Origin of the sequence: Kribbella pittospori (genome assembly GCF_004331465.1) — a bacterium.
Taxonomy (GTDB): Bacteria; Actinomycetota; Actinomycetes; order Propionibacteriales; family Kribbellaceae; genus Kribbella; species Kribbella pittospori.
In genome coordinates, this window is record NZ_SJKB01000007.1 from 268,546 (window position 1) to 281,465 (window position 12,920).

Consider the following 12,920-nt stretch of genomic DNA (forward strand, 5'->3'; position numbering starts at 1 on the left):
ATAGTGACATCCGGGGTCAACCGATTACGGGACGAGGCAACTATTTCAGGGGATTCTCAGGGCTGTGGCCGTTGGTGTCGGGAGGAATCTCCGGAAGATAGCCGTTGAACGCCTTGGTGACGTTCTGTAGCGCGGAGGTGACCTCGGACGGGATCACCCAGAACGTGTTGCCCGGGCCCTTGGCCAGTTCGGGCAGCATCTGCAGGTACTGGTACGCGAGCAGCTTCGGGTCCGGGTCGTTGCGGTGGATCGCCTCGAACACCGTGTCGATCGCCTTGGCCTGACCCTCGGCCCGCAGGATCGCGGCCTGCCGGTCGCCCTCCGCGGTCAGGATCCTGGACTGGCGCTGGCCCTCGGCGGTGAGGATCGTGGCCCGCTTCTCGCGGTCCGCCCGCATCTGCTTCTCCATCGACTCCTTGATCGATGCCGGCGGGTCGATCGCCTTCAGCTCGACCCGGTTCACCCGGATGCCCCACTTGCCGGAGGCCTCGTCGAGTACGCCGCGCAGGGTGGAGTTGATGTGCTCCCGCGACGTCAGCACCTTCTCCAGGTCCAGGCTGCCGATGACGTTTCGCAGCGTCGTGACGGTGAGCTGCTCGATCGCCTGGATGTAGTTGGCGATCTCGTACGCCGCCGCCCGCGGATCGGTGACCTGGACGTACAGCACCGTGTCGATGTCGACGACCAGGTTGTCCTCGGTGATCACCGACCGCGGTTCGAACGAGATCACCTGCTCGCGCAGGTCGATCAGCTGCCGGGGCCGGTCGATGAACGGGATCACGACGTTCAGCCCGGGTTCGAGCGTGCGCAGGTAGCGGCCGAGGCGCTCGACGTTGCTGGCCCGCGCCTGCGGGATGATCCGGACGGTCCGAAGGACCAGGACGACGGCGAGCAGGGCGACGACCAGCCCGATGATCAGTTCGGCCATGGATCCTCCTGAGGATGGACGAGGGCGGTGGCCCCCTCGATGGCGAAGACATCCACCCGGGTGCCTGCGGGGATGAGCAGGTCCGGGTCGTACGACCGGGCACTCCACTCCTCGCCGCCGATCTTGACCCGGCCGGGATCGCGGCCGCACGGGGTCAGCACCACGGCCTCGCGCCCGATCAGCGCCGCGACGCCGGTCCGCAGCTGCGGGTGCGATCTCAGGTGCCGTCGCGCGACCGGCCGGACCAGCGTGATCATCGCGCCGGCCGTGACGGCGAACGCGAGGAGTTGCAGGCCGGTCGGGAGCCCGAGACCGGCGACTCCGGCCGCGGCCAGCGCGGCGACGGCGAGCAGGAGCAGATCAAGGGTTGCCGTCATCAACTCGGCGGTGCCGAGGACGGCGGCGATGATCAACCACAAAAGCCAGGACTCCATATGACCACCCGCCGGCGGAGAGAACCTCTCTTTCGAAGGTACCTCTGGATACGCGGGAAGGCAGCTAACGGTTCAGCTATCTTGTGGCGGCTTCCCGGTCGGTACGACGGCCAGCAGGGTGCTGATCATCCGGCTACCGGCCGGATGGTTGGCCGGGCCGCGGCCCTTCTTGTAGCGGTCGACCAGGTCCCTGAGCTCCTCCCCGAACTGCGTGGCCTCCTCATGGGTGAGCCACAGCCGGGACCGGCTCAGCGAGCTGACGTCGTCCCAGGGGTCGTCGGCGGCGACCTGCTCGAACTGCTCGAGGACCCGGTCCGCCGTCGTCCGCATGATCGTCTGGCTGGCGACCCGGCCCACGTTGTTCGACTGCGACGAGATCATCAGGCTGGCACCCCGTGACCGCCAGGGCCGCTCCCGGCCGTCGCCGGAGTCCTCGGCGCGCTCGATGATGCCCCAGCGCTCCAGCGCTCGCAGGTGGTAGCTCATCGCCGACGGAGTCAGTCCGACCAGCTCCGCACACTCGGTCGCGGTCAGCACGTTGCCGTCGTAGAGCTCGTCCATGACCCGCTGCCGGGCCGGGTGCGCCAGGGCGCGGATCGCCCGCGGATCGGTGATCACCACGGGTTTCTTCTTGGCCACGAGGTCAGCGTAGCCAATCCCTTGACGATCCGGAATATGAAGCAGTAGCTTCACAACTATGAAGCAATCACTTCAGACTTCGATCTGGTCCTTCCCCGACATCCGGCTGGTGCTGCCGGCCCGCGCGCTGTCCTACGCGGGTGACTCGGTGGCGCTGGTCGCGTTGATGCTGCGCGTGTCCCACGACGGCGGACCCGGCGCGATCACGGCCCTGCTGCTGGCGTTCGCCGTACCGACCGTCGCGATGATCCCGTTGGCGGGCCGGATCGTGGACGGGCACGACTCCCGCACAGTCCTGGTCTGGGCGTCCTTGCTTCAGGCGATCGCAGGAGTCGGCCTGGCCTTCAGCCACGGCTTGGCCGAGACCCTGGCGCTGGTCTGCGTGCTGCAGGTTGGCCAGGCCGTGGCCGGACCGGCCTGGGGTGCACTCATCCCACGCATCGTCGGTGACGAGCTGGTCGGCAAGACGACCGGTACCAGCCAGGCGCTCATCGGCGTCGCCACCCTGGCCGGGTCCGCCGTCGGCGGGGTGCTCGTCGGTTGGTCGGGGGACCGTGGTGCCCTCCTGCTCGACGCCCTGACCTTCCTTGTCCTCGGCCTGGTCGCCCGGCTGGTCACCACCCGCCGCCGTCCCGAGCCGGGAGCTGTCCGGGAGCCCGGTGCGCTGATGGCAGGTCTGCGCAGTCTGTACGGCGACTCACTGCTCCGGATCCTGGTGACGTGCCTGTGGGTCTTCGTGCTCACGGGGGAGGCGGTCAACGTCGTCGAGGTGTTCCTGGTCACCGACGAGGTTGGACTCGGCGCATCGGGCTACGGCTGGCTGATGGCCGCCCAGGGAGCCGGAGCGATCCTCGGAGCCTGGGGCAGTGGTCGCTTGGTGACGGCTGCGTCCCGCTCCCGGGCCTTGCTGGCCGGGATGGCCGCCATCGGCGGTTCGTGTGTGCTCATGGGTCTGTCGCATGACGTGGTCACGCTGGCCATCGGGTGCCTGGCGGTCGGAGCCGGCAGCGGCATGCTCAACGCCGCCTGCAGCACCCTGATCGTCACCCGGACGGCCGAGCACGTCCGCGGACGGGTCGTCGCAGCGCTGGGCGGCACGGTCCGGGGCTGCAGTCTGATCGCGCTTCCCCTGGGTGGTCTGCTCGGTGCGGTACTCGGGACCCGGATGACCTTCGTGACCTGCGGGATCACCGGTGTGGTGACCGCCGCGATCGCCGCCGTACTCCTGGTGCGAACAAAGGATTCGGTTGTGGAGGCGGTCAGTCACTAGCCTTTAGCCATGACTGACGCACACGTGAACCCGGTGAACCCCGACAGCGGGCAGGACGACCTGCCCGAGCAGATGCGGGTTCGCCGGGAGAAGCGTGACCGCCTGCTGGCCGAAGGCGTGCAGCCGTACCCGATCTCGGTGCCGCGGACGCACCTGCTGAAGGACCTGCGGGCGAAGTACGACGCACAGGAACTGGAGCCGGACACCCGGACCGGCGAGCAGGTGTCGGTGGCCGGCCGGGTCATCTTCCTCCGCAACACCGGCAAGCTGTGCTTCGTCCGGCTGCGCGAGGGCGACGGGACCGAGCTCCAGGTGATGTTCTCGCTGTCGGATCTCGGTGCGGAGGGGCTGGCCCGGTTCAAGCAACTCGTCGACATCGGCGACCTGCTGTCCGTCCAGGGCGAGGTGATCACCAGCCGTCGCGGTGAGCTGTCCGTGCAGGCGACCGGCTGGCAGATGGCCGCCAAGACGCTGCGCCCGCTCCCGAACGAGCACAGGCCGCTGAACGAGGAGGCCCGGGTCCGGCTGCGGTACGTCGACCTGATCGTCCGCCCGGAGGCGCGGGAGATGGTCCGGAACAAGGCCGCCGTACTGAAGTCACTGCGGGCGACCTTCGACGCGCACGACTTCATCGAGGTCGAGACGCCGGTGCTGCAACTGACCAACGGCGGTGCCGCGGCGCGGCCGTTCTCGACCCACCTGAACGCGTTCGACCAGGAGATGAAGCTGCGGATCGCGCTCGAGCTGGATCTCAAGCGGGCCATGATCGGCGGCGTCGACCGGGTCTTCGAGATCGGCCGGACGTTCCGCAACGAGGGACTCGACTCCACCCATGCGGCGGAATTCTCGATGATCGAGGCCTATGAGGCGTACGGCGATTACGACACGATGGCCGAACTCTTCGCCGAGCTGATGCGGAACGCCGGCCGTGCGATCGGCCGGACCACGATCACCGCGCGCGACGGTTCGGACATCGATCTGGAGCAGCCGTTCCGGCATGCGACGCTTTTCGGGCTCGTCTCCGAAGCGGTCGGTGAGACCGTCGACGTGACCACCGACGTGGCCGCGCTGACCAAGCTGGCCGAGCAGCACGACGTCGAGCTGCAGCCGGGCTGGAATGCCGGTGAGATCGCGGTGGAGTTGTTCGAGAAGCTGGTCGAGCACACGCTGATCCAGCCCACCTTTGTCCGTGACTATCCGGAGTCGGCCAGGCCGCTGGCGAAGCCGCATCGCGAAATTCCCGGATTGGTCGAGGCCTGGGACCTGATCGTCAACGGGGTCGAGCTGGGCACGGCGTACTCGGAGCTGAACGATCCGGTGATCCAGCGGGAACGCCTGGTGGCACAGTCGTTGCTGGCCGCGGCCGGCGACCCGGAGGCGATGGAGCTGGACGAGGACTTCCTCCGGGCGATGGAGTTCGGGATGCCGCCGGCCGGCGGCATGGGGATGGGCCTGGACCGGCTGGTGATGCTGTTCACCGGCGCCGGTATCCGGGAGACGATTCTGTTCCCGTTGCTGCGCCCGGAGTGATTCCGGCAGTCCGTGAGTGATTCGGGAAACGGCCCGGAGGTTCGTTGCATAGCACAACCTCCGGGCCATGCAATTCCCGGGGTCCAATTCATTCTGGTCCAGCCGAGTTCCGATCGGCGCACCCGGCTGAATACTGAAGGTCACCGTCGGAGCACAGTAGTGACCGTACCTCACCGAACGGAAGATTTTGGTCACATCTTTCCGGCTCATTCCCGGTGGTGAATGACACGAAGGCGGTTTGTGCGGTACAAATCAGGTGCGAACAATTCGGCAGGGGGATTGTGCCCGGTGGCGGGCGCGGAAAGGACTGTCATCGATGGCGCAAAGGGTGCAGGTAGTTCTCGAGGACGATCTCGACGGAGGTAAGGCCGACGAGACCGTGACCTTCGGGCTGGACGGCACGACGTACGAGATCGACCTGTCGAAGAAGAATGCCGCCAAGCTGCGCGACGCCATGGCCGGGTACGTCGGTTCGGCGCGCCGGGTGTCCGGGCGCCGCGGTGCGGCGGGCCGGGCGCGGGGCCGCGGCCGGTCGGCGTCGGACTCCGCCGACATCAGGGCCTGGGCCAAGGAGAACGGCTACGAGGTGAGCGAGCGCGGCCGGATCTCGGCCGAGGTACGCGCGGCGTACAACGAAGCCAAGTAATTCCCACGGACCTGCCGGTCCCGGCGCCCACCAGGGTGCCGGGACCGTCCGCATTCCGGTTGTTTCACAGTGTGGACGCCCCCGGTGACCGGGGATCGGAAGCGGATGGTTGCGTCGGCAGGTAGTTCGGGGAATTCGCTGGTGGCGAACACGCTGTCCGATCGGGGCCGGACGGGAACACGCTGGAGAGCCGCGGGGTTCTTCCCTTGTGATGCCTCCCGGGTGGCCGATCGAGCAGTGTTCTTTTGTTCGCCCAGAGCGAGCCTGTCGGCACCGGGGACTAGCATGCATGTACGGGGGTCGGGCCACACGGTACGTCCGACTCCTCTGAGGCAAGGAGCGCTTTGGCGATGTTTGAACGATTTACGGACCGCGCCCGTCGGGTAGTCGTCCTGGCTCAGGAAGAGGCCAGGATGCTCAGCCACAACTACATCGGGACCGAGCACATCCTGCTCGGCCTGATCCACGAGGGTGAGGGTGTCGCCGCCAAGGCTCTCGAGAGCCTGGGTATCTCGCTCGAGGCCGTCCGCTCCCAGGTCGAAGAGATCATCGGCCAGGGGCAGCAGGCACCGAGCGGGCACATCCCGTTCACCCCCCGCGCCAAGAAGGTGCTGGAGCTCTCCCTGCGCGAGGCCCTGCAACTGGGCCACAACTACATCGGCACCGAGCACATCCTGCTCGGCCTCATCCGCGAGGGTGAGGGTGTCGCCGCGCAGGTCCTGGTCAAGCTCGGTGCGGACCTGAACAAGGTCCGGCAGCAGGTCATCCAGCTGCTGAGCGGGTACCAGGGCAAGGAGACGGCGTCCGCCGGTGGCCCAGCCGCCGAGGGTGCTCCCAGCAGCTCGCTGGTGCTCGACCAGTTCGGCCGGAACTACACCCAGTCCGCCCGCGAATCGAAACTCGACCCGGTGATCGGGCGCGAGATGGAGATCGAGCGGGTCATGCAGGTGCTGTCCCGGCGAACCAAGAACAACCCTGTCCTGATCGGTGAGCCGGGCGTCGGCAAGACCGCCATCGTGGAGGGTCTGGCCCAGCAGATCGTCCGTGGTGACGTCCCGGAGACGCTGAAGGACAAGCAGATCTACTCACTCGACCTGGGCGCCCTGGTGGCCGGTTCGCGCTACCGCGGTGATTTCGAGGAACGCCTGAAGAAGGTGCTCAAGGAGATCCGCACCCGCGGCGACATCGTGCTGTTCATCGACGAGATCCACACCCTCGTCGGGGCCGGCGCGGCCGAGGGCGCGATCGACGCGGCGAGCATCCTGAAGCCGATGCTGGCCCGCGGCGAACTGCAGACCATCGGTGCCACCACCCTCGACGAGTACCGCAAGTACGTCGAGAAGGACGCCGCGCTGGAGCGCCGGTTCCAGCCGATCCAGGTGGCCGAGCCCTCGATCGCACACACGATCGAGATCCTCAAGGGCCTGCGGGACCGCTACGAGGCCCACCACCGGGTGACCATCACCGACGCCGCGCTGGTGAACGCCGCGCAGATGGCCGACCGGTACATCTCGGACCGGTTCCTGCCGGACAAGGCGATCGACCTGATCGACGAGGCCGGGGCCCGGCTGCGGATCCGCCGGATGACGGCTCCGCCGGACCTGCGCGAGTTCGACGAGAAGATCGCGAACGTGCGCCGGGAGAAGGAGTCGGCGATCGACGCGCAGGACTTCGAGCGCGCCGCGAGCCTTCGCGACGACGAGAAGAAGCTGATCAACGCCAAGTCGGAGCGGGAGAAGCAGTGGAAGGCCGGCGACATGGATGTCGTCGCCGAGGTGGACGAGGAGCTGATCGCCGAGGTGCTCAGCACGGCCACCGGCATCCCGGTCTTCAAGCTGACCGAGGAGGAGTCGACCCGGCTGCTCGACATGGAGAAGGAGCTGCACAAGAAGTACATCGGTCAGGAGGACGCGGTGAAGGCCGTGTCGCGTTCCATCCGGCGTACTCGTGCAGGCCTGAAGGACCCGCGCCGCCCGAGCGGCTCGTTCATCTTCGCCGGCCCGTCCGGCGTCGGTAAGACCGAGCTGTCGAAGGCACTGACGGAGTTCCTGTTCGGTGACCAGTCGGCACTGATCAGCCTGGACATGTCGGAGTACTCCGAGAAGCACACGGCGTCCCGGTTGTTCGGGTCCCCGCCTGGCTACGTCGGGTACGAAGAGGGCGGCCAGCTGACCGAGAAGGTCCGCCGCAAGCCGTTCAGCGTGGTGCTGTTCGACGAGGTGGAGAAGGCCCACCCGGACATCTTCAACTCGCTGCTGCAGATCCTGGACGAGGGTCGTCTGACCGACGCCCAGGGCCGCGTGGTCGACTTCAAGAACACCATCATCATCATGACCACGAACCTGGGGACGAAGGACATCGCGAAGGCCGTTAGCCTCGGCTTCTCGCAGGCCAGCGACACCTCCGGTTCGTACGAGAAGATGAAGGCGAAGGTCACCGAGGAGCTCAAGCAGCACTTCCGGCCGGAGTTCCTGAACCGCGTCGACGAGATCGTGGTGTTCCACCAGCACGGCCCGGACGAGATCATCAAGATCGTCGACCTGATGGTCGGGCAGGTGGAAGAGCGGCTCAAGGACAAGGACATGGGCATCGAGCTCACGCCGGCGGCGAAGGAACTGGTCGCCAAGCGTGGCTTCGACCCGGTCCTGGGTGCCCGTCCGCTGCGCCGCGCACTCCAGCGCGACGTCGAGGACGTGCTCGCGGAGAAGATCCTGTTCGGGGAGGTGGGCCCGGGCCAGATCGTTCTGGTCGACGCGGCTCCCGAGGGCACGGTCAACTCCGACGGCCTGACCGAGTACTTCACCTTCACCGGTACGCCGAAGGCGAGCAGCCCCGACCTGGAGCTGACCGACCTGGCCGCCGGTGGCAGTTCAGGTCTGCAGGACACGTGATCTGAGGGTTGCCCTCAGCAAGCCGAGCGCGGCGAGCACATTGCTCGCCGCGCTCGGCATTTTTCTTGCAGCAGACCTGGTAACCATTCGCGGCGCCGCGTCGTCGTACGGACATGAGTGAGCTGACTGGGCCGCGATGGTTGGCGGCTTTGCGTGGGTATCCGGACTTCCGGCGGCTCTGGGGCGCGCATCTGGTCTCGGCGCTGGGCACGGGGGTGACCGTGCTGGCGATCCCGTTGCTGGCGGCGGTGGTGCTGCATGCGTCACCGCTGGAGGTCGGCATTCTCACGGCGCTGAACGCCGTACCGCATGTGTTGTTCAGCTTGGTGGCCGGAGCGCTGATCGATCGGTCGCCGCAACGGGCGGTGCTCGTTCTCACCGACTTCGGCCGGGCGATCTGCCTGGGCGCCGTGCCGGTCCTCGGCCTGCTCGACCTGTTGTCGATGCCCGTGCTGTACGGCGTCGTCTTCGTCGTGCAGGCGCAGACGGTGGTGAACGACCTGGCCTCGGCGTCGATGGTTCCGCGGGTGCTCCCGCCCGCGATGCTGGGGGCGGGGAACAGCGCCATCTCGGTCAACGGTTCGGTCGCCGGCATCGCGGGCAGTGGCCTGGGCGGTGGCTTGGTCCAGCTCGTCGGTGCCACTGTCGCGGTCGCCGTCGACGCGGTGTCGTATGTCTGCTCCGGGGTGCTGCTGCTGTTCCTGCGGTCGCCGGAGCTGGTGGCTGCGAGGGTCACCGGGCGAAGGGGAATCATCGGCGACATCCGGAGCGGTCTGGCCTACGTGCTGAAGGACCGGGTCCTGGTGGCGCTGTGCTTGTCGTCGGGCATCGGGGCGTTCGCGGTGGCGGTCCGAGACTCGTCGCTGGTGCTGGCCCTGGTGCGTGAGCTGCACTTCTCCGCGGGACTTGTCGGCCTGCTCGCGATGCTGGCCGGCCTGGGCGGAGTGGTCGGGGGGCTGCTGGCGAACTGGGCCGCCACCCGCTTCGGATTCGGCCGCTCGGTCATGGTGGCGATCCTGACGACCGCTGCCGCGATCGCGCTGCTGACGGCGCCGTTCGGTGTGGTCCCGGCCGTACTGGTCGGGATCGGACAGTTCGTCGGCGGGGTGTCCGGCGCCGTGTACGGGATCGGCCAGCTGACCATGCGCCAGTTGGTCACCCCGCCGGACCTGCTCGGGCGCGTGAACGCCGTACGACGGTTCCTGGTCTTTGCGCTGTTCCCGGTGGGCGGTCTCGTCGGTGGACTCGGTGGAGCCCGGCTGGGCAGCCGGTCGATGCTGCTTGTCGCGGCCGCCGTCATGGCGATCTCTGTGCTCCCGCTGATCCGTGGCAACGTGGCGAGCGCCGAGGGGCATCCGCGGTAGGCGAGCTCAGCGGGTGCGGCGGAGGTGGGTGATGGTTCGCGACAGGGCGGATGGGGGCGCGGCGCGGAGGCGCGGGGTGAAGAACTGGGGGAGGGTGGTGAGGAGCCAGGTCAGGGAGGTGGCGAGGGCTACGGCGGGGCCGGGGGCTGTCCAGGTGTCGGTGGGCGTGGCGGGGTTGGTCGCCTGCCAGGTGGCGGCCAGGAAGAGCAGAGTGGTGATCGTGGTGACGGCTGCGGTTGCCTGGGATTTGGGGCCGGGCTTCAGGAGCAGTCCGATGACTGTGGTGGCCAGACCGGCCAGCCAGGTGAAGGCCAGCGCTGGTTCGGTCTCTATGCCGAGCTGCCAGACGGACAGGCCCAGTCGGCGGCTGTAGGTCCACGGGAGCAGCAGAGCTACCCCAGTAGCCAGCGCGGCGAAGAGTGTGGCCCGTCCGAACCAGCGATGCTCGGCTGTGGCCAGCTCGGTTTCTGCCGCGTCGAGGCGCCCGGGGAGTTCCTCGTCCGGTAGTTCGGTCATGAGGCGTCCAAGCGAATCAAGTCGTTGCCGAGCTGGAAGTAGAGCGCCGGCCCGATGACCGTGAGGTGGTCGGCGGCCTGCGGGACACCTTGGGTGGGCCCGGCGATGACCGTGACGTGTCCAGGCGCGTCCACTCGGACGAGGTGGCTGCCGTCGTACCCCCAGAGCTTGCCGTCGGGGCCGGCGAACCACGTCCCGTCGGCGGTCCGCTGCGACACCGGTACGGCGCTCGCCGAGACAGGCCATCCGGTCGTCGCACCACCGAGCAACGTGACGGACCGCCCGTCCGGCCCGACGAGCACGAGCCGCTCGCCCAGAACCATCGCCACCGCACCGGACGGCAACTGCACCAGCCCGTCAGGCCGCAGCGCGCCTTTCACCTGGACGCGACGTACCGAGCTCCCCGGCCCGTAGAGGTTGTAGACACTCGCGTTGATCGCAGTCACCAGCCGATCCCCGGCAGCCCCGGCGAACTCAGCCTTCTGATCACCCTGCACCGGCTGCGGGTCGCGCACGCGCGTCGTCCGGCCATTCACGAGGTGTACGGCGGTCTCCCACCCCGGCCGATCGAGCAGGGTCCACCACACGCCGCCCTGACCGTCCGGAGCCCACGCACGCGCCGCCAACGGCACCCGAACCCGAACCAGCCCCCCAGCGGCGTCCAGAGCCAGCTGAGAGCTCACGCCGGCTGCGCCCGGCTGTCCGTCCACCACAGGCACCGCCGGCACCTCGGTCGCCCGGTACGTCGTCGTCCCGGCAACCGGCGTACGCCGATCGCACCGGCGATCGGGCGACGGTGCAGCCGGGTACGCCGCAGCCGCCGTCGCCGCCTCAGGAATCACCAGCACCTGGTCGCCACCACCCGGTGACGCCCCCAGCACCACCGACCCGTCCGGCCGCGCCTCGATGCTCTCGACACCATCGGCTCCACCCGGCAACTTCCGCAGTACGCCGTCCGGTGTGATCACCGACGTGGGAGCACCGCCTCCCAGCCAAAGGTTGCCCCGCACATCGACCGCGAACGCGTCCACCGTCATGGACGAGCTGGCCGCATCACTGCTCACCACACAGCCGGCCGGCGCGATCCCGGTGAGCTGCTGTGGCTTGCCGCCCGGCCGGATGATCGCCAACCCCGTCTCGCTCGTACGCCAGGCCGTCGTACCGTCCGGGCCGCTGGAGACCTCGTTGCCTGGTGCACCGATACCCGGGTCGATCACGAAGTCCTTCAGCACCATGCCGGGTCGCAGCTGGTTCGCCGGGATCTGCCAGGTGGTCGCCGCACCCGACACCACGATCGACCGGTCCGCGTTGCGGTGGCTGAGTGCGGGACCGATGCCGGTTGCAAGGATCTGCACGCCGGGCGTCACGTAGTACGTGCTGTTCTGATCCTTGTGGCTGAGGCTGATATCAGCCTGCGCCAGGTCGAGCGGCACGGCCAGGATCGCCCACGGTTTCCCGAGCGCTCCGCCGGCCAGCATGACCATGCGGTTGTCGGCGACGCCCCACAGTGCGGGCGGAGTGGCGCCGTGGTTCAGCGCCACCTGTGGCAGCGCGACGCCGTCCCGGTAGGCGAACACCGTCGAGGTCTCGGATCCGGTCCGCCCCAGCAGCCACTGCCCCGGCGACCCGTCGAGTGTCCCGGCCAACGAATCCAAGGCATCCGACGTACCGATGGACACTCTCATGCCCAGCCGATCGACCAGCTGACCACCGTGCAGATCCAGCAACCGGTGCGGCTTCCCGGCGGCCGCTTCGGGGACATCCTCAGCTCCTATCGCCGACGGAAGCAGCAGACCGCCGAGCAGCCCAACCACTGCCGCACCGGCAACGACCCGCAAGCCGCGCACACCCACCAGGCCTGCGGCAACGAGTAGCAAGCCGAGTAGGAGCGCGGTCCAAGCACCCAGACCGGGCCGGTATCCCACACCGTTCGCCAGCTTGGGTGGCAGCCACACCATGTGCGACAGAACCCCGGCAACCACTGCTGTTCCAGTGCCGACGGCAAGTGCCCGTCGAACCAAGCCTGAGGTCAGCAGCGTCGCGACGGCGAGCAGGCAGATGGCGAGGGTCCACGTCCGGGCCGACGGGATCTCCCAGAGTTGAGACCGGGCTAGACCAGCCTCGGCAGCTGTCGGCCCGAGCGCCACCGGGTCGAGCAGTTCACGCCAGGACAGAACTGTGGAGGCCAGCAGGAGTACGGCGAGGACGCCGGTGAGCACCGGCATCAACTGAACCCGGAGCGGGGTCCATTCGTCCGCTGTGGTCATCAGTCGGACAAAGACTGCCCGCAATTCGGACTGGTTGAGAGGTTCTTCGGCGTCCTCGCCAGGCTCGTCATCGACGGGTGCCGGCGGCGCGGGGGAGCGCGTCACCCAGTGCGCCGCGACCGCGGTGGCGATCGTCCCGCAGGCGATGGTGCCGATCACTGCCGGTGAGGTCGTGCAACCTGAGCGGCCCTGGGCGACCAGGCCGGTCCAGGTCGCCACGGTGACCAGTGCGATCGCCGTCGTACCCGTCCATCGGATCTGCCGACGAAGCTGGGATCGGTCCGCAGACAAGCGATCCGCGAGCACCAGCAGAACCATCGCGACCGGCAGCACCAGCGCCGCACCGCGGCCGTTCACGGGTTGAGTGGTCGCCCGCCAGAGGTAACAGCCTGTGCCCACCGGTGCCGGGACGAGCACCGAGAGCACTGTGGCCAC

Annotated in this window: 10 protein-coding genes; 5 read left to right on the plus strand and 5 right to left on the minus strand. The window is 68.2% G+C overall.

The genetic code is table 11. From position 1 onward, the window contains the following. Positions 1-40: 40 nt before the first annotated feature. The 3 genes from E0H73_RS23385 to E0H73_RS23395 form a co-directional block, all read right to left on the minus strand. Complete coding sequence (locus E0H73_RS23385; RefSeq protein ID WP_131360024.1) at positions 41-928, minus strand: SPFH domain-containing protein; 888 nt, start codon at positions 926-928, stop codon at positions 41-43. Further along, positions 916-1,362 (minus strand): NfeD family protein, encoded by a 447-nt coding sequence (locus tag E0H73_RS23390; protein WP_131360026.1) that lies wholly within the window; start codon positions 1,360-1,362, stop codon positions 916-918. Before E0H73_RS23390 ends, E0H73_RS23385 begins: the two co-directional genes overlap by 13 nt. A gap of 72 nt (positions 1,363-1,434) precedes the next feature. Further along, complete coding sequence (locus tag E0H73_RS23395) at positions 1,435-2,001, minus strand: winged helix-turn-helix domain-containing protein (protein WP_202867524.1); 567 nt, start codon at positions 1,999-2,001, stop codon at positions 1,435-1,437. 58 nt (positions 2,002-2,059) lie between these two features. Between E0H73_RS23395 and E0H73_RS23400 the strand changes: the two genes are divergently transcribed. From E0H73_RS23400 to E0H73_RS23420, 5 genes are all read left to right on the plus strand, one after another. Continuing rightward, a complete protein-coding gene (locus E0H73_RS23400; RefSeq protein ID WP_131360028.1) occupies positions 2,060-3,271 on the plus strand; it encodes an MFS transporter in 1,212 nt (403 codons plus the stop codon). Between the two features lie 9 nt (positions 3,272-3,280). Further along, positions 3,281-4,801: a lysine--tRNA ligase gene (lysS, locus tag E0H73_RS23405; protein ID WP_131360030.1), complete on the plus strand. Its 1,521-nt coding sequence runs from the start codon at positions 3,281-3,283 to the stop codon at positions 4,799-4,801. A gap of 316 nt (positions 4,802-5,117) precedes the next feature. Further along, on the plus strand, positions 5,118-5,447 hold the full coding sequence (locus E0H73_RS23410; RefSeq protein WP_131360032.1) for a histone-like nucleoid-structuring protein Lsr2: 330 nt from the start codon (positions 5,118-5,120) through the stop codon (positions 5,445-5,447). 350 nt (positions 5,448-5,797) lie between these two features. Beyond that, a complete protein-coding gene (locus tag E0H73_RS23415; RefSeq protein WP_131360034.1) occupies positions 5,798-8,338 on the plus strand; it encodes an ATP-dependent Clp protease ATP-binding subunit in 2,541 nt (846 codons plus the stop codon). 113 nt (positions 8,339-8,451) lie between these two features. After that, the gene (locus E0H73_RS23420; protein ID WP_131360036.1) at positions 8,452-9,702 is read left to right on the plus strand and encodes an MFS transporter; all 1,251 of its coding nucleotides are present in this window, start codon (positions 8,452-8,454) and stop codon (positions 9,700-9,702) included. 6 nt (positions 9,703-9,708) lie between these two features. On the opposite strand, the gene E0H73_RS47995 is transcribed toward E0H73_RS23420, so the two are convergent. Together E0H73_RS47995 and E0H73_RS23430 are read right to left on the minus strand one after the other, a co-directional pair. Continuing rightward, positions 9,709-10,218, minus strand: coding sequence for a hypothetical protein (locus E0H73_RS47995; protein ID WP_131360038.1), 510 nt, complete (start codon positions 10,216-10,218; stop codon positions 9,709-9,711). Beyond that, positions 10,215-12,842 (minus strand): hypothetical protein, encoded by a 2,628-nt coding sequence (locus E0H73_RS23430; RefSeq protein ID WP_131360040.1) that lies wholly within the window; start codon positions 12,840-12,842, stop codon positions 10,215-10,217. Before E0H73_RS23430 ends, E0H73_RS47995 begins: the two co-directional genes overlap by 4 nt. Positions 12,843-12,920: the final 78 nt, after the last annotated feature.